The 22,099-nt window shown below is 39.8% G+C and carries 24 protein-coding genes; 13 read left to right on the top strand and 11 right to left on the bottom strand.

Annotation, left to right across the window (positions count from 1 at the left end; genetic code table 11):
* Positions 1 to 108 precede the first annotated feature (108 nt).
* Positions 109 to 981 (bottom strand): DUF2797 domain-containing protein, encoded by an 873-nt coding sequence (locus BFG52_RS08755; RefSeq protein ID WP_067554853.1) that lies wholly within the window; start codon positions 979 to 981, stop codon positions 109 to 111.
* A 33-nt stretch (positions 982 to 1,014) separates the two neighbouring features.
* Between BFG52_RS08755 and BFG52_RS08750 the strand changes: the two genes are divergently transcribed.
* Entirely contained in the window at positions 1,015 to 1,488 is a 474-nt protein-coding gene (locus BFG52_RS08750; protein ID WP_067554850.1) for a DUF6231 family protein, read from the top strand.
* A gap of 85 nt (positions 1,489 to 1,573) precedes the next feature.
* Here BFG52_RS08750 and BFG52_RS08745 read toward each other — a convergent pair whose 3' ends face one another.
* The 3 genes from BFG52_RS08745 to BFG52_RS08735 all read right to left on the bottom strand — a co-directional run bounded on the left by BFG52_RS08745 (position 1,574) and on the right by BFG52_RS08735 (position 4,519).
* Positions 1,574 to 2,203: an OB-fold-containig protein gene (locus tag BFG52_RS08745; RefSeq protein WP_067559356.1), complete on the bottom strand. Its 630-nt coding sequence runs from the start codon at positions 2,201 to 2,203 to the stop codon at positions 1,574 to 1,576.
* Between the two features lie 175 nt (positions 2,204 to 2,378).
* The gene (thiM, locus tag BFG52_RS08740) at positions 2,379 to 3,206 is read right to left on the bottom strand and encodes a hydroxyethylthiazole kinase (protein ID WP_407639247.1); all 828 of its coding nucleotides are present in this window, start codon (positions 3,204 to 3,206) and stop codon (positions 2,379 to 2,381) included.
* 152 nt (positions 3,207 to 3,358) lie between these two features.
* Positions 3,359 to 4,519: a hypothetical protein gene (locus tag BFG52_RS08735; RefSeq protein WP_067554843.1), complete on the bottom strand. Its 1,161-nt coding sequence runs from the start codon at positions 4,517 to 4,519 to the stop codon at positions 3,359 to 3,361.
* 243 nt (positions 4,520 to 4,762) lie between these two features.
* On the opposite strand from BFG52_RS08735, the gene pepN reads away from it, so the two are divergent.
* The gene (gene pepN, locus BFG52_RS08730; RefSeq protein WP_067559351.1) at positions 4,763 to 7,372 is read left to right on the top strand and encodes an aminopeptidase N; all 2,610 of its coding nucleotides are present in this window, start codon (positions 4,763 to 4,765) and stop codon (positions 7,370 to 7,372) included.
* A gap of 255 nt (positions 7,373 to 7,627) precedes the next feature.
* On the opposite strand, the gene rplI is transcribed toward pepN, so the two are convergent.
* From rplI to rpsF, 3 genes are read right to left on the bottom strand one after another with little or no spacing between them, the layout of a single operon-like run.
* Complete coding sequence (rplI, locus tag BFG52_RS08725) at positions 7,628 to 8,074, bottom strand: 50S ribosomal protein L9 (protein WP_067554840.1); 447 nt, start codon at positions 8,072 to 8,074, stop codon at positions 7,628 to 7,630.
* An 8-nt stretch (positions 8,075 to 8,082) separates the two neighbouring features.
* On the bottom strand, positions 8,083 to 8,310 hold the full coding sequence (rpsR, locus tag BFG52_RS08720; protein ID WP_004719336.1) for a 30S ribosomal protein S18: 228 nt from the start codon (positions 8,308 to 8,310) through the stop codon (positions 8,083 to 8,085).
* Between the two features lie 11 nt (positions 8,311 to 8,321).
* Positions 8,322 to 8,708 (bottom strand): 30S ribosomal protein S6, encoded by a 387-nt coding sequence (gene rpsF, locus BFG52_RS08715; protein WP_067554837.1) that lies wholly within the window; start codon positions 8,706 to 8,708, stop codon positions 8,322 to 8,324.
* 293 nt (positions 8,709 to 9,001) lie between these two features.
* Here rpsF and BFG52_RS08710 point away from each other — a divergent pair, with 293 nt between their 5' ends.
* On the top strand, positions 9,002 to 9,490 hold the full coding sequence (locus BFG52_RS08710; protein ID WP_179946355.1) for a hypothetical protein: 489 nt from the start codon (positions 9,002 to 9,004) through the stop codon (positions 9,488 to 9,490).
* Positions 9,491 to 9,619: 129 nt separating this feature from the next.
* On the opposite strand, the gene ntrR is transcribed toward BFG52_RS08710, so the two are convergent.
* Both ntrR and BFG52_RS08700 read right to left on the bottom strand, forming a co-directional pair.
* Positions 9,620 to 10,369, bottom strand: a complete 750-nt coding sequence (ntrR, locus tag BFG52_RS08705; RefSeq protein ID WP_067559342.1) for an ADPR responsive transcriptional repressor NtrR — start codon at positions 10,367 to 10,369, stop codon at positions 9,620 to 9,622.
* 249 nt (positions 10,370 to 10,618) lie between these two features.
* Entirely contained in the window at positions 10,619 to 11,365 is a 747-nt protein-coding gene (locus BFG52_RS08700) for an IS5 family transposase (protein ID WP_067554834.1), read from the bottom strand.
* Between the two features lie 94 nt (positions 11,366 to 11,459).
* Between BFG52_RS08700 and BFG52_RS08695 the strand changes: the two genes are divergently transcribed.
* Positions 11,460 to 11,927 carry a hypothetical protein gene (locus tag BFG52_RS08695; RefSeq protein WP_067554832.1) on the top strand — a complete coding sequence of 156 codons (468 nt, stop codon included), beginning with the start codon at positions 11,460 to 11,462 and terminating at the stop codon, positions 11,925 to 11,927.
* A gap of 691 nt (positions 11,928 to 12,618) precedes the next feature.
* Here the strand turns inward: BFG52_RS08695 and BFG52_RS08685 are convergent.
* Positions 12,619 to 13,083: an Lrp/AsnC family transcriptional regulator gene (locus tag BFG52_RS08685; RefSeq protein WP_067554826.1), complete on the bottom strand. Its 465-nt coding sequence runs from the start codon at positions 13,081 to 13,083 to the stop codon at positions 12,619 to 12,621.
* Positions 13,084 to 13,159: 76 nt separating this feature from the next.
* Positions 13,160 to 14,077 (bottom strand): LysR family transcriptional regulator, encoded by a 918-nt coding sequence (locus BFG52_RS08680; protein WP_067554823.1) that lies wholly within the window; start codon positions 14,075 to 14,077, stop codon positions 13,160 to 13,162.
* Between the two features lie 89 nt (positions 14,078 to 14,166).
* Here BFG52_RS08680 and BFG52_RS08675 point away from each other — a divergent pair, with 89 nt between their 5' ends.
* The 9 genes from BFG52_RS08675 (at position 14,167) to BFG52_RS08635 (ending at position 22,074) form a co-directional block, all read left to right on the top strand.
* A complete protein-coding gene (locus tag BFG52_RS08675) occupies positions 14,167 to 15,408 on the top strand; it encodes an acyl-CoA dehydrogenase family protein (RefSeq protein WP_067554820.1) in 1,242 nt (413 codons plus the stop codon).
* Positions 15,409 to 15,657: 249 nt separating this feature from the next.
* Entirely contained in the window at positions 15,658 to 16,779 is a 1,122-nt protein-coding gene (locus tag BFG52_RS08670) for a phosphotransferase family protein (RefSeq protein WP_067554817.1), read from the top strand.
* Positions 16,776 to 17,474 (top strand): histidine phosphatase family protein, encoded by a 699-nt coding sequence (locus tag BFG52_RS08665; protein WP_067554814.1) that lies wholly within the window; start codon positions 16,776 to 16,778, stop codon positions 17,472 to 17,474. The genes BFG52_RS08670 and BFG52_RS08665 overlap by 4 nt, the downstream gene beginning before the upstream one ends.
* Before the next feature lie 15 nt (positions 17,475 to 17,489).
* Positions 17,490 to 18,236 (top strand): SDR family oxidoreductase, encoded by a 747-nt coding sequence (locus tag BFG52_RS08660; RefSeq protein WP_067554811.1) that lies wholly within the window; start codon positions 17,490 to 17,492, stop codon positions 18,234 to 18,236.
* Between the two features lie 94 nt (positions 18,237 to 18,330).
* Positions 18,331 to 19,095 (top strand): SGNH/GDSL hydrolase family protein, encoded by a 765-nt coding sequence (locus tag BFG52_RS08655; RefSeq protein ID WP_067554808.1) that lies wholly within the window; start codon positions 18,331 to 18,333, stop codon positions 19,093 to 19,095.
* A 74-nt stretch (positions 19,096 to 19,169) separates the two neighbouring features.
* Entirely contained in the window at positions 19,170 to 19,754 is a 585-nt protein-coding gene (locus BFG52_RS08650; RefSeq protein ID WP_067554805.1) for a uracil-DNA glycosylase family protein, read from the top strand.
* Between the two features lie 215 nt (positions 19,755 to 19,969).
* Positions 19,970 to 20,437, top strand: coding sequence for a VOC family protein (locus BFG52_RS08645; protein ID WP_067554802.1), 468 nt, complete (start codon positions 19,970 to 19,972; stop codon positions 20,435 to 20,437).
* A gap of 134 nt (positions 20,438 to 20,571) precedes the next feature.
* Positions 20,572 to 21,081, top strand: a complete 510-nt coding sequence (locus BFG52_RS08640; protein ID WP_067554799.1) for a sigma-70 family RNA polymerase sigma factor — start codon at positions 20,572 to 20,574, stop codon at positions 21,079 to 21,081.
* Positions 21,082 to 22,074 carry a FecR family protein gene (locus BFG52_RS08635; RefSeq protein WP_067554797.1) on the top strand — a complete coding sequence of 331 codons (993 nt, stop codon included), beginning with the start codon at positions 21,082 to 21,084 and terminating at the stop codon, positions 22,072 to 22,074. It begins immediately after the preceding gene.
* The last annotated feature ends 25 nt before the right edge of the window (positions 22,075 to 22,099 follow it).

The raw sequence follows: 22,099 nt of genomic DNA, 5'->3' as shown, positions 1-22,099 counted from the left end.
CGTGATAATCGCGTACCGATTGCGCGGTATTGAAAGGCGTACATGCCTTATCAAACCTTATAATGACGTCTAAGATTATCACAAGGCATTGTACAGTGAGGTGAAGGCTTATTCAGTCCGAATAATCAGTTCATAGCCCGTATATTTACGGATATTAATCACACCAGTATCGAGCAATAAATATTGCCCCTTAATCCCTTGCAATTTTCCGCGGATGACTGGGGTTTTATCGAGATTATGTGATTTAATCTTTTCAGGATAATGCGCAACAGGATAGATAAATTGCCGTGCTGGTTCTTGCTCTAAGATTTCAATACTTTCATTGAACTGTAAGTTTTGGCTAAATTCATCACGAATTTTTTCAATCTGCGCTTGAAAAGAGCTGATGAGCTCATCTCGAATGGTTGGTAATTCAATGGGTTCAGCTTCACCTTTGAGTAATTTACGCCAATCTGTTTTATCGGCAACTTGGGTGCCAAATAAAATTTCTAGTTGCCCAGATAAACGTCTTGAACCGACTTTAAAAATCGGTAAGGCTTGTGTTGCACCTTGATCAAGCCAACGGGTAGGCATTTGTCCCAAACGGGTAATACCGACTTTTAATGCACTGGAATTGGCTAAATAGACAATATGCGGTTGGAAACAAACCTGTTCAGCAAAACTTTCTTCACGGCAGGTACCAAGATGATAATGACAGGTTTCGGGTTTCATAATACACATATCGCAGGATGCTTTGGTTTTAAAGCATTTAAAGCAATGTCCTTGTGCATACGATTTGGAGGTTTTTGCACCACAGGAAACACAGTATATTTTTCCAGTCCATTCAATTTCTAGCGATTGCCCAAGGGCAAAGGGAAGCTCGGTTTCTGAACGATCTAAAATAAATTTATATTCTACATGTGCTGTGTGAGTCGCTTGATCAGTTACACTAGCAGGAATTAATGCTGCATGCATTTTATGACAAATGCCTTGTAGTTCCATACGTTTATACTCACATTTAAAAGAGGTGCAGTTATGGCTTTGCAACAGGTCATCACTTCTATGCTAGACGATTTATCGCAACAACAGCCTATACAAACTGCACTTTGTATTGGTCAACAGGTCCAATACCAACAAGATACTATTCAATGGCAGCATTTTAACGCATCTGAGCTGTTAAATCTGCCCTTTACTCAGCGATATGATTTAGCTGTGGTATTTTTTTATAGTGAAGAATTTACCGTGTTGCCGTTGTCGCAGCAAAATCAGTTACTGGTGAAATTACGCGATTTATGGGCAAAACGTATTGTGCTCATTGCCCATCAAGCGCAAACCCCGCAATTACGTGCTTTAGGATTTCAGCAATTACTGGATGCTAGCGCTGGAAATACGGCGCAATATGCATTGCAGTGCTGGCAATTTAATATCTTGACCTATAAACAAGTACCCGATTGGTTAAATGCCAAGTTTTGGGCGAATCCTGAAAACTGGGACAAATACCGTTGGTAATGGGGAGGTACGGTATAAAGCGCAACTTGAGTATTTAAGCAAAGCTGGAATGTTATTCTCTTGCGCATTGTTCTTTTACGTATTGCTATAAAGAGGGTACTTTGGCCTTTAAGCCAAAGAGATGATTTGATGCACTGACTTTCTTGGCAATATAGTGGGTTTGAATATGGCGGATTAAGATTACTTGTGATTGCAGCTCGAGTTCGCCAAACTCAGGTTCAACCTGAACATAATGCAAACGACCAAACTCATCGCGTACCCGCGCTTGAGCAGAGAAGCCTGGTCGAGCACTACCACTAGAGATCGTGGCCAAACGACCGATTAAATTGACTGCATTGGTCGTGACTTTGGGTTTAATCACTTGATCTAAGCAGTGGATCATAAAGACGGTAAAGATAATCGCGAGAATTAAAGCAGGGATAATCGTGTAATACCACGGGCTAAAATGTTGTTGTGATGCATAAATACAAAACTGTAAAAAGTAACCTGCAAAACTTAGATTAAGCAATAGAAAAACCAAAATCAGGATTTTTGAAAATTTAATCTGTAATAATGGCGACTGACTAATCCATTGCGGTAATATCGGTTTTAAAAATGTACTGGGACGTAATTTAATATAATAGCCAACAATTTCAGCCGCACTTAAAATAAATAAGCTCAGTACACAGCAATGATAGGGTATGAGTTCTGGCTCAGCCCATAGACGTTGCAACATACTCAATTCTACAGCCATAAGAACAACCTATTTAAAAAAACCAATCCCTATTGCGGGGTGATGTTAAACCAATTTGATGGTAAGCCCTTGATGACCCTTTTATTTCAAATCTAAAAATGTTTCAAACAGCGGATTATACCTGAGTTCTGTGAGTGAAATGTACTGCATTGCCAGTTTAGTCTTTTAGAGGGCTTAAGTGCAGCTTTAAATGGCTTTGTAATTGCTGTGCATCTAGACTTTGAATGTGGTCCATGAATGCAACTGCAAAGTGACCTAAATGTTGATGTTGTTGTGCCGCCAGTTGTGCGGCAATGGCAAAATGGGCATGTGCAGCAATGGTAGCAATACCAACTTCTGCCACCGCACAATAGGCAGCAATCAAAGCTCCTAAAGCACAACCTGTTGCTGTTATGCGAGGTTGTAAAGCGCTACCACCATCTACTCGTACTAAGCAGTGTTGTGCACCCCATAAGATATAATCTGCTGCACCCGAAATAGCCACACAATCACTATATGCCAATAAACCTAGACAGTGCTGATAAACTTGTTCACTGGCTACGCTTGCGTCAACCCCTTTGGATTCAATCTGTTGTCCTGCCAATGCACTGAGTTCAGAGGCATTACCACGAATCACTTGTGGATGTAAGTCGAGTAACTGATCGACCATATGACTGCGCCAATGTAATACAGCACCATAGCCTACAGGGTCAAGTACCCAAGGGCGTTGCTGTTGTTTGGCAGCCTGTATGGCCAAAGGTATCGCTTGCATCTGTTGTTCAGTTGGCGTGCCAAGATTAATACTGAGTGCGGCACTGACCGAAGCAAAAGCGGCGGCTTCATGCGGGTTGTCAATCATTGCTGGTGAAGCACCTGCTGCCAATAAGACGTTGGCAACATAATTCGAAGCAACATGATTGGTAATACAGTGTACCAAGGGTTGTTGTACGATTAAATCATGATGGGCTTGTATGATCTGTTGGCAAATCTGATCTTGGGTGAGCAATGACATGGACAAATCCAGTGTAGTAAGCGACTGTTATGGCAAATATGGTATCAGGAATGTTGCTCAGCTGACTGAGCTAAAGTAGCCCAGTGTAAAACAAAATGCTATCCGGTGAAAATGTTATTGAGCGAAAATACTATCGGTAGACAATACTATTGGGTGAAATAGTGGTCTTGGTGATTACACAGCTCACAGCACAGTGATACATAATGTTGAGCATCATACTCCACCCGGAGCTGTTCAGACCCGCAATTCATACAACGTTTTTGTGAGTAAAATTTTAGGCGTGGTTCAATTTTTTTCCAGCTATGTAACATGGGCTGGAAAAAAATATGATCGTCGTAGCCTAAAAATTTATAAAATAAAATTAGACTCATTTGGCTCAGGGGCAATTGCTGTGGACGTGGTAGGGTTGGGGTTTCCCACTTTTCCTTGAGTCCACGTTCGCGATATTGTTGAATCGTCTTACGCAAAATATTGGTATTGATAAAATTGTCATTTTTAGCTTGTAAGGCTTTTTGTTGGTGGAGATATTCTAAAGCATTTTGTAATAGATAATAAATCTGACCTACTGCTAAATGGTCCAGTAAAGTAAAGCAATACTGTTGAAATTGGCGATTCCCGGCAATCTGTACTCCCCATGTTTTACAGTAATACTGCATAAACTGTATGACTTCTTGGTATAACACCATCTTTAAGGCAGATTGAACCTCATCGGCAGATTTAAAGGGCAGACCACGACTGAGATGATGATAAAAGTGTAGTCTAAGTTGTTGTACAACACTAAATAGACTGGGTTCACGGTATCCATCTAAACGTAAATTTAAATAATACTGCGCTTGCCCATAATCTTGGGCACGAGAAATTAAAATTTTTTGTTTGAGGAGTTGTTGCAGTAACTGATATTGAAAATAATAATTTGGCGTAATCGGGTAATATTTGATTTTTTCCCAATCTAAATATTCTGTATATTGTGCACCTTCTTGTACTGTTTCATCCAATAAGCTGAGTAAAAATAATTGCTGCATAAAGTTAAGCTGCTGTAGCTCATATTCATCCTTATGCTCATCTTGTTGGTACAGACGTTGTTCTTGTAGGCGTGTCGCTTGAATTTGTTTTTTACGCTGTTTTTGGCAGGCTTCGCAATGACAACTGCGTTGATCCTCAATATAGATTTGGTGTTGACAGTGACTGCATTGAAAATAGTTCAAGGGTTTATCATATTCTTCTGCTTCAATATAAAACATCGATGCGCGGCAGATCGGGCAAAGCTGACTCTCATCGAGTTGTTTATTGAGAATTTGTGCGAACATTGCCCCTCCTGATTGCACCATATTTGCCGTGAGTATACAGGGTATCGGGCTGTAATGATGTGTTATGAAGATCTTGCCGATCAAGTTGACTATTTATACAACAAAAAGGTCTTTTTATATGAAAGCAACGGGGCTAGACCATTGTAAAATTTTAAAATACCCCGATAAAGATTAACAATTGCAAATGATGCTGTTAAGGCTCATATTTTACAGCATGCGCATTCAGATTAGGATAACGATATGATGAACATCTCGGCGAATGCTACGCCAGCAATCGACTCAACGATTTATTTAAAAGATTACCAAAAACCTACTTTTGCCGTAGAGCATATTGATTTAGATATCCAAGTGCATGCCGATCATACGCGTGTTTTAGCCAAATTGCAGATGCAGCGTCAAAGCGCTGGAGAGCTGTGTTTATTGGGGCGTGATTTGCAACTTGTTGCTGTGCGTATAAATGGACGAGCCCTGACTGAAAAAGATTATCGACTCGATACCGAACAGCTGGTTATTTTAGATGCACCAGAGCAATTGCTGTTAGAAACAGAAGTGATAATCCATCCAGAAAATAATACCATGCTAGAGGGGTTATATCAGGCGGGTGATAATCTATATGTGACGCAAAATGAGCCGGAAGGTTTTCGTAAAATAACGTTTTATCCTGATCGCCCAGATGTTTTATCGGTTTTTACGACGCGTGTGGAAGCTGATAAAACATTTCCAGTTTTATTGGCCAATGGTAATCTTATTGAAACTGGTACAGTGGGAGATAATCGTCACTATGCTATTTGGCAAGACCCCACCAAAAAACCAAGTTATTTATTTGCCTGTGTGATTGGTGATTTAGCCGTGTTACGTGATCATTACGTCACGTCAGAAGGTCGTGATGTTGCACTAGAAATATATGCGGTCGAAAAAGATATTCCTAAATGCCATATTGCTATGCAAGCTTTAAAACATTCTATGCGTTGGGATGAAGAGCATTATGGGCGCCCTTATGATCTAGATAATTATATGATCGTGGCGGTGAGCCAATTCAATATGGGGGCGATGGAAAATAAAGGGCTTAATATTTTTAATACCTCATGCGTATTGGCAGACGAAGCCTATACGACCGATGCGGCGATTATGCGGGTGCAATCGGTGATAGCCCATGAATATTTTCACAACTGGACCGGTAACCGTATTACTTGCCGTGATTGGTTCCAGCTGTGCTTAAAAGAAGGTTTGACAGTATTTCGTGATCAATCTTTTTCAGAAGATCTACAGTCTGCAGCAGTACAACGTATTGATGATGTCGCTGTGCTCAAAGCACATCAATTTCCAGAAGATGCAGGACCTTTATCACATCCGCCACGACCAGATCATTTTGTTGAAATTAATAACTTTTATACCGCCACAGTCTATGAAAAAGGCGCTGAAATTAACCGCATGATGGCAACCTTGTTGGGCAAAGAAAAATATCGTGCAGGGACTGATGAATATTTCCGTCGTCATGATGGTCAAGCCGTTACGGTTGAGGATTGGATAGCCGCATTATCAGCCGGTTCTACAGTAGATTTATCGGCATTTTTAACATGGTATAACCAACCAGGCACACCAAAACTTGAAGTACGCGGGCATTATAATGCTGAGCAACAGAGCTACCGTTTAGACTTTAAACAAAGCTTGAAAGCACATGCCAAATACCCAGATTTAAAACCCGTGCCTATTCCAGTTGCTTTGGCACTATTTAACCCACATACGGGTGAGAAATATACCTTGCAACATGATGCATTGGTGGAAAATAACCAAACAGAGGCAGTATATTTATTTGATCAAGCCGAAGCGAGTCTGGAGTTTAAAGGCATTGATCAAGCGCCTGTCGCGTCATTACTGCGTAATTTCTCGGCGCCAGTCAATCTAGATTTTAACTATAGTGATCAAGATCTGGCGCTATTATTGCAGTATGAAAATAATGGCTTTAATCAATGGCAAGCGACGCAAACTTTATTAGAGCGTATTTTACTCAATGACCATCCTGCACAAATTTATTTTGATGCGATTACGGCAACTTTACCGAGTATTATTGCGCGAGATCCATTATTGGCATCACGGTTGTTGGATGTGCCAAGTGAAAGTTATTTAGGTAGCCGCATTGATGAGCATTATCAGCCGGAAATGATTCATGAGAAACGCGAAGCTTTATTGAATCAATTAGCCAAGGTGTTGGGTGAGCAGTGTAAAACAATTTACTTGTCATTAGATCCTGCTACAGAAAAAGATTTTTCACAAGCCATGGGCGTGCGTGCACTACGTAATATTATGCTGAGTTTAATTGCGCGTCAGGGTGACCTCAGTGTCTTTGAGTTGGCAGCACAACAGTTTAAAGACAGTCAAAATATGTCTGAACGATTGGGCGCACTTAAAATCTTGGTGTGGAATAATGCATCACAAGCACAAGATGCTTTGGCTGCGTTCTATCAACAATATCAAGATGAAGCCTTAGCGCTAGATCAGTGGTTCTTATTACAAGCGTCGCATCCTGAGGCTGATGTACAAAGCATTCAGGCTCTCACTGAACATCCGGATTATGATTTAAAAACACCGAACCGTATTCGTGCAGTCACAGGGGGCTTAAATGCACATCCTGTACATGCATGGAGTTTTGGTGTCGCGCATTTTATTGAGCTTGCAGCATATCTGGATGAGAAGAACCCAATTGTAGGGGCGCGGTTATTACAGAGTTTAAGCCGTTGGTATACTCTGGCTGAGCCACAACGCAGCACGGTACAACAGGCATTGCAACAGTTGCAAAGCAAAGTACAGTCTAAAAATGTGGTTGAAACTTTAAATAGTATGTTAGCTGTCTAAGTATTGATTGGCTAAATATGTCTTGAAGCGAACAAGCTTATAAGCCATTTAGGATTTAAAATGCCCAATGTGCAGTTTAACGTTGGGCGTTTTTTTAATATGTTATGTCATGAAGATATTAATTTGGCTTAGCAGTTTATACAAAATAAGAGGAGGTAATTTTCAAAGGCAAACAAGAAAAATGATAAATAGTGACCAGAGTGGATTTTTAAGCAAAAAAAAGCATGCCGAAGCATGCCTTTTTGAGTGCAAAACTTACTCAGACACGATGGTCACAAGTACGTCTGCTGCAACATCATGGTGTAATTGAATTACGATGTTGAACTCACCAGTGTGACGTAGCGCACCGTTCGGTAAGCGAACTTCTGAACGATCTACAGCAAGGCCAGCATTGGTTAAAGCGTCAGCGATATCACGAGTACCGATAGAACCGAACAGTTTACCTTCGTCACCAGCTTTCGCTGTAATCACGATGTTTACTTCGTTCAATTGATCAGCACGTGCTTGCGCAGCTGCTAGGATTTCAGCTTCTTGTTTCTCAAGCTCAGCACGACGCGCTTCAAAAGCAGTCGTGTTTGCTTCAGTTGCAGCTACCGCTTTACCTTGAGGGATCAAGAAGTTACGGCCGTAACCAGCTTTAACAGAAACTTTATCACCTAGTTTGCCTAGGTTTTTAATGCGTTGTAATAAGATAACGTCCACAGATCACCTCACTTATGGTTGTCAGTGTAAGGGATCAAAGCCAAATAACGCGCTTGTTTGATCGCGAGCGCTAATTGACGTTGATAACGAGCCTTAGTACCCGTGATACGGCTAGGAACGATCTTGCCGTTTTCAGTGATGTACTGTTTTAAAGTGTCGATATCTTTGTAGTCGATATAAGTCACGTTCTCAGCTGTAAAGCGGCAGAACTTGCGACGACGGTAAAAACGTGCCATTGAGGTTCTCCTTATGCTTCTACAGAATCTTGTGATTGCTGAGCTTCTTCACGTTGCGCTTTACGTGCACGTTTTTCTTCAGCACTTTTAGCAAGTAAAGATTCTTCAGTGATTGCGTGTTCACGACGGATGATGAGGCTACGAATGATTGCGTCGTTATAACGGAATAATTCTTCTAGCTCGTCAAGCGTAGTTTGGCTACTTTCAACATTCATTAAAATGTAGTGCGCTTTGTGAATCTTGTTAATTGGGTAAGCCAATTGGCGACGACCCCAATCTTCTAGACGGTGAATTTGACCATCAGCTTCTTTGATGTGAGAGATATAGCGTTCAACCATACCTACCACTTGATCGCTTTGGTCTGGATGTACCAAGAGTACGATTTCGTAGTGACGCATTGTCAGCTCCTTACGGTTTATACAGCCCCTAACATATTGGTCAGAAGCAAGGAGTCACAACTTTTTGCAAAGTTGCGTCGCAAAAATGCGAGACAGCATTATAAGGAGATTGGTATTGAATTACAAATAAATCTTTCTTTTTTACCGTGATGCAATGCTAATATGCCGATATTTCGATGGATATAGAGAAAATATAGAGATAAAGTCAGATTCCTTGCATTCAGAGCTTGTCGTTCTGATCTAGCGCACAGCATAATAGCGCCATTGCGAAAGTTGAATGGTGTAAGCACCCAATGATGTATAAAGATGACGCGCATAATTTAGAGCAGATTGAAGCTTATTTAGATTATGCGACAGAAGAAAGTTATTTAGATTTAATTTCAGGTAGAAATGATATCGTCATGAGGGTTGATTGGCGTGAGCTGGATGAGGAGATTATCCAATATTGCGAAGATATCTTAAATACAGAGCAATTATCTGTGGAATTGGTTAACCGCGATCATGCACGTGGTTTTGATTTAAGCATTTGCTATAAACATAAAAAATCTGTGGTGCCATTTGCCAGTGATGCGGCAGATCGTGATACTACGATTATTGCCCTCAATCAGATCTTACAACCAGAGTATGAAATACGCTTTTGTTTAGCATCAGAGGGCAATGACTGTTTAGAGTTCTTACCATTGAAGCAATCAAGCTGGGAGCGTCTAGAACGCAAATATGGCGCGACACTGTTACAACAATGCTTTGCCAAAGTTGAAGTAGGTGCTTGTTTCTTTGGTTAATTGTTTCTTCGGTTAATACAGTAAGATAGCGATCCTACACAGTGCGGGTGATATGTAGGATCGCGTTTGTTTTGCTCTTTTTTAAATATGGCATGTGGTGTTTTTCTTATATAGGGTGAGGGCTTCGGATCACTCGATTGCATTGGTATTTGGTCGTGGATATTCCAGCATGCGCGGGAAGTGAAAATCATACTGTTGTAGTGCAAAACGATATAATTGCGCAGGACGTTTGCCCGCGATTTTATGTTGTGCGGTTTGTTCTACCACGCCCGATTCAATCATGCGTCGGCGAAAAGATTTTTTCTCCAAACTCTGCCCTAAAATAATTTCATAAATACGTTGCAACTCGGTCAAAGTAAATAAGTCAGGCATAAGCCGAATCGGTAAAGTCGTATAGCGGGTTTTATTTTGTAGGCGTTCAAAGGCCAGTTGCAACAGCTGCGCATGATCAAAAGCTAAATCAAGATCTTGCGCATCGGTCAGATTGACCCATTCACTATATTCAAGATGATCATTGTGTTGAATAACCGTATTGAAATCAATGAGGGCAAAATACAATACCGTGATAGACCATCCCCGCGGATCACGTTGTGCATTGCCAATGCTGACAACTTGTTCTAAATAAGGTGAATCTACGCCAGTTTTTTGCAATAATTTACGTTTGGCAGATGCCATTAAATCTTGATCTTGTTTTAAGTCAACAAAGCCACCTGGTAATGCCCAGTGATCTTTGGCAGGGTAGTTGGAACGTTTAATCAATAAGATTTGTAATTGTCCCGCGTTTAGCGCAAAGATCGCCATATCGACCGTCATTAAAGGTGAGGGATAGTCTGTAGCTTGGTATTGGGAAAGATATTCTTGTTCAGAGGTAAAAGACACATGTTCACTCACTACAATCACATAAATGGATTCTAGCCTTAAATAACCGGAAAAGGCAGTCTTAAAATACTCATTATGTATGGAAAACAAAAATCTAAACAGATCCTTTATGAGTTGCATGACTTTGTAGAGAATGGTCAAGAGACTTTACTGACATCTGGTGATGGTTATATCAAACTCGAGAATGGCAATTGATCCTAGCCATATTATTAGCTAGGGTGTGTTGATATTTACAGTCGATAAATTGATCTAAAGAGGCAACCAAATATAGATACAAGCTAAGGCAACAGCACTTTGATAATTACGCTTTAGCTTGTCATATCGTGTAGCAACTCCTCTGAACTGTTTCAATCTGCAGAATGTATTCTCAACTAAGTGCCTGATTTTATACATATACCAGTCCATATAATCATTACTAGATTTTGTGTTGGATTTTTTAGGAATGTTCGCTTTTGTTTTAGTCGCTTCAATTTGATTTCTCAGACTTTCAGAGTCATAGCCTTTATCAGCACATAGTATTTCTGATTCAGTCAAATCCAGTTTTGATACTAGGGCTGGGGCAATTTTTATGTCATGAGATGTCCCGTCAGAAATAATAAAGTCTATTGGATTACCATTAGAATCAGTTGCTAAATGTATTTTAGAGCTATTACCACCGATACTTTTAGAAATGTCTTGATGCTTAATTCCTGTTGAATGTTGATGTGCTCTGACGTGACTGCCATCAATAAAAATCCATTCTTTGTCAGCATATTTACTAAATAACTTAAATATATTCATAAGCTTATCATTTTTAGCCCAGCGATTATATTTTTTAAAGATTGAATTATGATTACCAAATTCTTTAGGTAAATCTCTCCAAGGGCAGCCCGTTCTAATACGAAATAAGATGGCTTCAATAAAATTTCGTAAATTTAATTTGAGATAAATATTAAAATGTCTGAAAATAGATTTTAACTTAGACCAGTGTTGATCATTTAACATTGTACGAGGCATAGTGTGTGTAAAATTAGGTTTGGCGATTTGATTTTATTACCTCGCTATTTTTAATAATCCTGAAAATATTAAAAATAAGTATGTGAAAAAGGCAATGGAAATTTTTAAACGATTTTCTAATCAAAATATGCAATATCCAAAACACGTTTATAGGGATATTATGAAAGAGTTATTTGAGTTTTTCTTAAAAAGAAGTAGTGAGTCTGATATTGTAATTGAAGAGATTAGTGATATTTTTGGGGTGAATGTAGAAAAAGCCACACCTGAGATTATTGCTTTTTATCATGTATATGAAGCAGTAATCAGAAAGAATGAATCAGATGCTGGATATGATAAAATTCAGCGTTTTACATATAATGTTGGAAAACAGTATAGCTCAACAAAAATAGGGACTGATATTGCTCAATACGGCGGAGAGATCGTTGACTTAATAAAAGATGGAGCTGATGTTTGGGAGGATTCAAAATCAGATATGGAGGCAAATAATTTAGGTCAAACTTATGGGGGGGAGTTATATAAGAAATACCATCCAGTAAGGGCTGCAATAAGAAGTCTAGACTAATATGAAAAACAAGATACTTTATATGGCCTACATAATATTTAGTTTGTATATCCTGTTTAATCTTTTTTATGGGTTTTCTGGTATTATGAATAATTATGATATGCGTGGAACGAATGGTTATGATGAATTTATTGCAAGTTATGTAGGTGATATAAGAATATTTTTAATCAATATTTTTGTTTCATATGTGATTTTATTTTTTTTATTTTTTCTTTTATTTAAAGGAAAAAAATTATTTTTTAAATATTTATCAATAATAAATTCCATTTTGTTTTTATATGGGAGTATTAGGTTAATTTACGAGAATTACTATCGTAATTATATAGAACTCTATGAGTTAAACTCATTTGTTGTTTTAATAGATAAGTATGGGAGTATAATAAACTTAACATACTGTTTCCCTCTAACACTTGCCATTGCAAATATATCTTTTCTAATGTGGATGAATTTAAAAACAAGAAGGTAGAAAAATAAGTAGCAATAGTTAATAGCGTTGATTGGTTTTGTTGAATGTACACTTAAAAGTTGATTTATTCCTTATGTCAAGAATTTAAGGAATAAATATGGACCAGCTAAAACATGCGGTGCAAATGAATGTGCACGAAGTTCGGTAAAACACTTATCACAGTGTCTTCAGCTCTATAGCTAATGTCTTAGAATTATCATCACTTGCCTAAGCATTCGCTACATATTAAAAGAAAGGCAATGCCAGTGAGGCTTTATCTTGCTGCATTACAACCAAACTTTTAAATTTTTTTACATTATCATGTTGTATAAATAACTGTTCGCTGAGTTGTGTATATTGCTGCATATCACGGAGTTTAAAAATCAAAATAAAGTCCCATTCACCGGTGACATAATAACTGTGTTGAATCGCAGGGCACTCAAGAAAAGACTGGCGTAGGGCAGATAAAGCAAGCTGACTTTCATCATTGACCTCTAATAGCGCAATCACACTCAAATGAATACCCAATGCGCTTGGGTCGATTTCAGCTTGATAAGCGCGTATAACGCCTGCATCATCCAAGCGTTTGAGGCGACGACTTACTGCTGCAGTTGATAAATGTATTCGTTGCCCCAGCTCTTGCTGAGAGATCCGCGCATTATCTTGCACCAGTTGTAAAATCTTTAAATCAAAGGTGTCTAACTCAAACATAACAGAAGCTACTCAAATAACATCGCTATAACTCAATATCTCGATACAGCATATAACTGTGAATAGGCTAAATAGCCTAAGCAAATATAGAAAATATTTGCTCGCGTAAATACTGAATCCTAGAATTTTGTTGCAACTCCTTGGCACTAAATAAACCGAGCTGCATTTTCGGTATTTCAAAGGGTAAATCAAATACGTGTAATCGAGAATCTAAACTAAATTGCTGCAAGATACTATAGGGTAAGGTCAGCATTAAATCGGCTTGTTGCCTTAATATCTCAATTGCTGTGGCATAATGCTGACAACGTAATCTTAATTGACGAGAATGTTGTAAACGATTGAGGTAAATATCTTCAATTAACATACCACTACGCCGCGATGATACACCGATATGTTGTGCCGCTAAATATTGTTGCAAGCTCATATTGTCTTGTTGACTACACACCACAAAATGATCTGCCAATAAAGCATCAAAATGAACTTTATGGCCAAAATCTTGTTCTAGATCGATAAAAAAATCAATTTGCTGTGTTACCAGATCGGTTACCACATTTTTTCGATCGAGTTTAATACTACTTAGTTCTACTTGAAGCTGTAATTGCTCAAAATGCGCAACCAATTTGGGTAAAATTAACGGTTCTATTTCATCATGCAATGCGATCTTAAAGGTATTGATCATGCTTGGATCAAATTTCTGTTGTTGTAGGGCAACGTGTTGAATGTCCAATAATGCCTGTCGAATCACAGGATAAATCTGTGTGGCGAAAGCGGTGGCACACATTTGCGCGCCGACGCGTACAAATAAATCATCTTTAAAATGATTACGTAAGCGCTGTAATGCATGACTCGCAGCAGACTGGCTGATATATAAGCTCAGTGCAGCTTTAGAAATACTTTTCTGTTCATAAATAGCAATAAAAAGCGGGTATAAATTGATATCAATGCCGTGGAATAAGGATAAATCCAAGGCGTGTTGATTATGAATATTGTGCATTATGCAATATCTAATTAATTCATTTCATTCATATTAGTTTTTAGGCTATGTTGTGTAAAGAACTTATTGGAAAATAAAGGCGATGGATTATGTTTGAACTCAGCCCACGTGCACAAGATTTTTTAGAAAGAACACGCAAGTTTATTGATGAAGAAATCGCCCCCGTTGAACCACAATTTTGGGATGATGTACATCGTTTAAATCCAGATGGTGATTGGCGTAGCTGGCAATGGCCTGAACAATTAGAGCAACTCAAACAGAAGGCACGCCAAGCAGGACTTTGGAACATGTTCTTACCCGATCCTGAATTGGGTGCAGGGTTGTCTGTACAAGAATATGCGCATATTGCAGAATGCTCTGGTCGTAGTTTATTGGCACCGACCGTTTTGAATTGTAATGCGCCAGACAGCGGTAATATGGAAGTATTGTGGCGTTATGGTTCAGAACAACAACAGCAACAATGGCTAAGCCCTTTATTGGCAGGTGAGATTCGTTCAGTATTTTGTATGACTGAGCCACAAGTTGCATCAAGCGATGCCACCAATATGCAAGCGACGGCGATTGTAGAAGGCGATGAAATCGTCCTTAATGGTCGTAAATGGTGGGCATCTGGTTTGGGTGATCCCAATGCCAAAGTCATGATTTTTATGGCACATACACCAGATCCAAGTAAAGATCGTCATCATCAACATTCGATGGTATTGGTTCCTGCCAATACACCGGGTGTACAGATTGAGCGGATGTTGCCAGTATTTGGGGATTATGATGCACCGCATGGACATGGCGAGGTGAGTTTCAACAATGTTCGCGTGCCACTTGATCATTTTATTGGTGGACCTGGGCAAGGTTTTGAAATTGCACAAGGGCGCTTAGGACCTGGACGTATTCACCATTGTATGCGCTGTATCGGTGCTGCAGAAAAAGCTTTAGAACTGATGATAGACCGGGGCATGGAGCGTACAGCATTTGGTGGTACACCCTTATTAAAGCTGGGTGGTAACTTAGAGCGTGTGGCTGAAGCCCGTGTTGCCATAGACCAAGCACGTTTATTAACCTTGTATGCTGCCTATAAAATGGATACTTTAGGAAATATGGCGGCTTTAACTGAAATCTCAGCGATTAAAGTTGTGGCACCGCGAGTATTACAGCAAGTTGTTGACATGGCGATACAAATTCACGGCGGTGCAGGTTTATCACGCGATACCGCACTGACAGGTTTCTTTGCACAAGCGCGTGCGCTACGTTTGGCCGATGGACCAGATGAAGTACATAAAGCCATGATTGCTAAACTCGAGCTGAAAAAGCGTGGCTATGGTCGTCGCCCTAAATAACTGCAAGAACCTAGAACCTAGAACCTAGAACCTAGAACCTAGAACCTAGAACCTAGAACCTAGAACCTAGAACCTAGAACCTAGAACCTAGAACCTAGAACCTAGAAAATATGCTTCAATTCTTATCGGTTGCAAAGTAGTTTATAGGTTTTAAAAAAGTGTATAAGTTTCAAAATAGATAGACAGCAAAGACGTAATACAAGCATCACAACCATCGCGATTTAGTATGAAGTACAAGGATTTATAAACATGTCAGTTATCGATGTTGCCGGTAAAGTCCGTCAGGGTGAAGAGTTAGATGTTGCTGCAGTTGAACAATGGCTGCAACAACAAAATATCACAGTAGAAGGTCCTGTACAGCTCACACAATATTCTGGAGGGGCATCTAACTGGACCTATCGCTTGCATTATAAAAATGCAGATTTAATTTTGCGTCGCCCACCCAAAGGCACGAAAGCCAAGTCTGCCCATGATATGGCGCGTGAATATCATGTGCAGCATCATTTAAAGCCGTATTATCCTGTGGTACCGACCATGTTGGCACTGTGCCAAGATCAAACTGTATTGGGCTGTGATTTTTATGTGATGCAACGCATAGAGGGCATTATTCCGCGTGCCGAATTACCCAGTGAGATTGCTTTAAATACGGAGCAAGTCGAACAACTGTGCCGTAACTTCTTTGATCAATTGATTGCATTACATCAAATTGATTATCAAACAACGGCGCTGGCAGATTTAGGCAAAGGCGAAGGATATTGTAAACGTCAGGTGGAAGGCTGGAATCAGCGCTATGAAAAAGCCCAAACACCGAATGTACCGTCATTTGACTATGTTAGAAACTGGCTACAAGAAAATATTCCGGCAGATTCTGCGACCTGTATTATCCATAATGACTGGCGTATGGATAATGTGATTTTAGATCCGGCAGATCCAACCCAAATCATTGGTATTTTAGATTGGGAAATGGCGACCTTAGGTGATCCGCTGATGGATCTTGGTGCGGCATTGGCCTATTGGGTGGAAGCAGATGATCATTTTATTTTTAAATCTACACGTCGTCAGCCTTCACATTTAAAAGGCATGTTCAGTCGTCAGCAGGTTGTAGAATATTATTTAGCCAAAACTGGGCTCAAACCCGAAAACTGGAATTTCTATGAAGTATTTGGAATTTTCCGTTTAGCGGTGATTGCACAGCAAATTTATTATCGTTATTACCATAAACAAACCGATAACCCCGCATTTAAAGATTTTTGGGTGATTATTCATGCCTTGCATATTCGTGCATTAAAATTGATCGCGCAGCAAAAAATTGAGGCTAATCATTTGGTGCAAAAGTATTTACCGAAACTACAGGAATTGCTTGGTCGATGAGTACAGTTTATCTGATTCGGCATGGTCAGGCATCATTTGGCGCCGACAATTATGATTGTTTGTCTGATAAAGGGCGTTTACAGGCACAATTGCTTGGGCGTCATTTGGCAGATCTGCTCAAACATCCGCCGCATGTTATCGCGGGGAGTATGCAGCGGCACCAAGATACGGCTAAGCTGGCTTTAACAGAAAGTTTTCCAGATGCTGTGATCCACACTGATGCACAGTGGAATGAATTTGATCATCATCAAGTCTTCGCCAAATATGATCAACGTTTTGAAAGTCCCGCCTTGCTCAAACAAGCCATTGTCGAGGCTGATAATCCAAGTGCATATTTTGATGAGCTTTTTAGTGCAGCAGCAGGACAATGGTCCAATCCCACATATGCGCATCTTTATCAAGAATCTTGGCAGCAATTTCAGCAACGCATTGCTCAAGCCTTAGAACAGCTCATTGTATATTTAACAACGCAGCCCACGGCGAATGTTTTGCTCTTTAGCTCTGGTGGGGTTATTTCTACTGCGGTCGGACAATTATTAGATTTAACCATGCTCAAGACATTTCAGTTAAATTGGTCGATTGCCAATTGCAGTATCAGCAGCATACGGATTCAAGACTTAAAAGCACAGCTGTTAAGTTTAAATGAACATCAATTTATCAAAGTACACGCGCCACATTTACTGACGTGGCTTTAATTTAGGGACATCATCATGACAAAAACAATTTTAATTACAGGTGCAAGTTCTGGTCTAGGTGCAGGAATGGCGAGAGAGTTTGCCAGTAAAGGCTATAATCTGGCTATTTGCGCACGGCGTTTAGAGCGACTAGAGCAATTACAACAAGAACTGCAACAGCAATACGGCATCAAAGTCGTTGCTCGTAGTTTGGATGTGACGGATTATGATCAGGTTTTTAGCGTCTTTAAAGCCTTTCAGCAAGATTTTACTCAAATTGACCGTATCATTGTCAATGCCGGGATAGGCAATGGTCGGCGTATAGGTAAAGGAAACTTTGAGATCAACCGCGCAACAGCAGAAACCAACTTTATCTCTGCATTGGCACAATGTGAAGCCGCCATGGAAATCTTTAGAGCACAAAATTCAGGGCATTTAGTGGTGATGTCTTCCATGAGTGCTATGCGTGGTCTCCCCAAACATCTGTCTACCTATGCTGCAAGTAAAGCCGCTGTGGCGCACTTGGCAGAAGGGATTCGCGCAGAATTACTCAATAGTCCAATCAAAGTTTCTACTATTTTCCCCGGCTATATCCGCACCGAGTTGAATGAGGGTGCCAAACATTTACCTTTTGAAATTGATGAAAAAACCGGGGCTAAATTACTGGTTAAAGCCATTGAAAAACAACCTGCCAAAGCCTATGTTCCACAATGGCCATGGTTACCCTTAGGTTTGGCGATGAAAGTTTTACCACTACGCTTGGTGAATAAACTCAACGGTTAAAGACAAAGGCTAGGCGACTTGCGTGATTGATAGTATGCTAAAAATCATTTTATTCCATTGATTTTGCGATCTATCATCGTATAAGGAAAGACCGATGCTCAAGTTAATGACCTATGCCTTATTTCCAGTCATCGCCGTACAGGGGTATTTTATGAAAAAAAATACCCCGCGTTTAAGTGAACCCCAAGGTGATCGTGCTGGCTGTATTGGGCAAGGTCGACCCTTATCGATTTTAATCTTAGGTGATTCTGCCGCGGCTGGTGTCGGTGTAGATGAACAGCAGCAGGCATTATTGGGTAATTTATTATCCGAATTGCAAGATTATTATACTGTGCATTATCAACTACATGCCAAAACAGGGCGTACCAGTTCACAACTGTTAAAGGTGATACAACAGTTTGAGGCGCAACATTTTGATGTTGTCATTAGCTCTATTGGGGTGAATGATGTGACGCGCATGACCTCACCCCAAGATTGGATGGTCTTGCAGCAAGATATTTATGCCGAGATTGAACAACGTTTTAGCCCATTACTGGTACTCTGTACTGAAGTGCCACCACTGAATGATTTCCCCGCACTTAAAGCACCATTATCTTGGTTATGCGGTCAATATGTAAAACAAATGAATCACGCCTTAGCGTATTATGTAGATCAAAAACCGAATTATCAGTTAATCCGTTATGAGTTAGAAAAATTTCAAGCACTGAAATTAGAAATGGCTGCTGATGGTTTTCATCCAAGCCAATCGATGTATCAATTATGGGCTGAACAATTGGCTGATCATATTTTAAATACTTTTTCCTATAGTGGGGATAATAACAAGCAAGTCAATCATGACACTGGCAAAGCAAGCCCCTAAACTCAGAGTATGACTTTGTCTCACAATTATGTTTTACTCATACCTTCATTGATATAGCATGATATAGAACAGCGATGTGTGATATTGAAACGCACCCTTTAGCGCCTTATTTACCTGCCTCAGCAAAACTGTTGATGTTGGGAAGTTTTCCGCCGCCGCAAATACGTTGGAAAATGGATTTTTATTATCCAAACTTTCAAAATGATATGTGGCGTATTTTAGGCGCAATTTTTTATGATGATCGTGATTATTTTATCGACACGACTGCAAAGCAGTTTAAACTGGCTGAGATCAAACAATTCCTAGACCATACAGGAATCGCTATTTACGATAGCGCCTATCAAGTACGACGTTTAAAAGGCAATGCAGCAGATAAATTCCTAGAGGTTGTGCAAGCAACAGACCTAGAAAAACTACTGCTCAAAATTCCTGACTGTCATCATCTGATGACCACCGGGGATAAAGCGACCGAAACACTGATGCAGTCTTTTCCTACTGACACCATTAAACCCGTTATCGGTCGATCGAGTCAGGCTCGTTTGGCAGGGCGCGAACTCACTTTGCATCGCATGCCATCTTCATCTCGGGCTTACCCATTGGCTTTAGCAGATAAAATCATTGCCTATAAAAACTTTTTTAAAGAAATAAACTTACTATAAGTAAGTAGAAGTTTGGTTTTAATATAATAGCTTTATTTTCACATAATAGCTTTATTTTAATCGAGGGTTGATTTTAATAGCTGCTAGGGACGTTTTAGTTTGCTAGCACGCTTTTGATGAAATTAATCCGATCAATGCGTTGGCTTTTCTAGTAAATGTCATCTCATTCAACTATTGTATAAAGCGTCTGAGTGAATCCTTAATGTGAGTGAATTATGACGCAATTCGATGATATTCAAGTATTATTTGTAGCTGGTTTCGGACCTATCGTCAAAGACATCAAAAAAAGTAAAGCATTCTATGCCGATATCTTAGAGTTACCCTTAAAAGCTTTAGCCCAAAATAATCATTATTTTTTAACAGAACAAGATGCGCTTTCAGGTGTAAAGCACTTTGCATTATGGTCATTAAGTGATGTGGCGGAATGCTGTTTTAGTGCCAGTGAATGGCCTCAAGATTTACCAGTTCCACAAGCATGGATTGACTTTGAAGTGGCAGATTTAAAAATTGCCACACAAAAATTACTTAACAAAGGATTTCATCTGTTTATTGCCAATCGTGAGGAACCTTGGGGGCAGAACGTAACGCGTTTACTCAGCCCAGAAGGTTTGTTGGTTGGATTAACCATAACACCATGGTTACGCGATTTAAAAACAGCGCAGGCAACACAGGATTTTGAGTGAGCAGATTCATTGCAACCGCAAAAGCATGACCTGATTTTTCAGCTCACATGCAGTTAAGATTAAAAGGGGATTGCAATATAGTAGCAATAAATTGATAATAATTATCATTCATTTATTGCCAATACTTTATTTCAATGGTTTCCTTGTCTCAACATGGCGTAGCTCACTTATATCGAGAGCATCATTCTTGGATTTATCAATGGCTCTATCATCGGCTTGGTAACTCAGCAGATGCAGCAGATTTAGCACATGATACTTTTTTAAGAGTAATGGTTCGTGAGCATCAATATCATATTGAACAACCCCGTGCCTATTTAACAGTAGTTGCCAAAGGCTTAATGGTCAGTTGGTTTAGGCGTAAGCATATTGAACGTAATTATCTTGTACTTTTAGCTGAACGCTCCGAGCAAACCCATCCTTCAACTGAACAGCATTATTTAATCATAGAAACTCTAGTCGAAATTTCATTATTATTGGAAGATCTTCCGCATGAAGTACGCTTAAGTTTTTTATATGCTCAACTCGAGGGGTTAAAATATCAAGACATTGCGGATAAACTCAATCTTTCATTAAGCACTGTAAAGCGTCATGTGAAAAAAGCCTATTTGCACTGTTTAACTGCGATGATGGATCATGATTGCTAAATGACCCCATTCAAACACCAAGCTTCTAAGCAAGAAGCTGCGCCACAACACGCAGAAATACTCGAACAAGCGGTAGATTGGTTATTGTGCCAACAACAAGGTCAACTCAGCGCGGCAGAACAACAACAGTTTGAAGCTTGGTTGGCGCAAAGTGCAACACACCGTAAAGTGTGGAATCATGCACAACGTTTGCAAGATAAATTGCAGCTTATCCCGAACGATGCGGTACTCCCTGTATTGGCAACTGATCAGCCACAGGTGGATTGGAAAAAATATCTATGGCTCTTGGCATTCTTGCCGCTTGGTGGATTATCGTATTATGGACAACAGCAGCACTGGTTGGCTGATTATCGTAATGGACAACAAACACCAAAACGTATTTATTTAAGCGATGGTAGCGAGATTTTATTGCATAACGATAGCGCAATCGATGTGAATTATAATCAGAATAAGCGTGAAATCCATTTATTAAAAGGTGAGATTTGGATTAAAACCCAACATGATCCAGCACAACGACCGTTTTCCGTGCGTACGGCGCAAGGTCAAGCCATTGCCTTGGGAACGGAATATCTGGTCGCACAGCATAAACATGCTACCGATGTGGCGGTTGAACTGGGTGCTGTATTATTACAACCACAGCATCATCCGACTCAGGCTGTACGTTTAGAAGTCAACCAACAAGCGCAGTTTAATACTGAGCAGGTGAGTGCACAAAAACCATTAGACTTACAACAGGTGGCGTGGCGACGTGGTTTCTTAATGGTGAATGAAATGCCATTGGCACAGTTTATACAGCGTATCCAAGATTATCATACTGGGCATATTCAACTGGATCATCGCCTAGAGCAGATTAAAATTTCAGGGAGCTATCCAATTGATGATCGGGATAAGATTTTAGAAATGTTGGCGCAGGATTATGCATTGCAGATCGATCAATATGCTGCGGGTTATTGGCTTAGTATTTCACCCAAAACCCAGCCAAAGCAAAAATAAAAGTCGCATCTTTCAATGCGAACAT

It is taken from the genome of Acinetobacter larvae, from assembly GCF_001704115.1.
In the GTDB taxonomy this organism is placed as follows: domain Bacteria; phylum Pseudomonadota; class Gammaproteobacteria; order Pseudomonadales; family Moraxellaceae; genus Acinetobacter; species Acinetobacter larvae.
This window is presented reverse-complemented; position numbering and strand designations above follow the sequence as displayed.